Raw genomic sequence first — 226 nt, 5'->3', positions numbered from 1 at the left:
CTGCTAAAACCGGCTGGCAATGTAGGCCAGCAGGCAAAGCATAATCGGAGGGGTTTTAGGTGTCAATGTGATATTGGCTAGAAAATAATTGAATAAATATTATTTTTCATTGGATTAGAATATTTAATTACTTCATTAGAAATTGATTATTTAGTAAAAATAATAATAGAACGAGAAAGAGTTGACAGACTGAACCCAAAAGATCAGCACGCATTAAGCGTCCCTT

The organism is Acinetobacter sp. V2, assembly GCF_001188385.1.
Taxonomy (GTDB): domain Bacteria; phylum Pseudomonadota; class Gammaproteobacteria; order Pseudomonadales; family Moraxellaceae; genus Acinetobacter; species Acinetobacter oleivorans.
Note: the sequence above shows the minus strand (reverse complement) of the source record.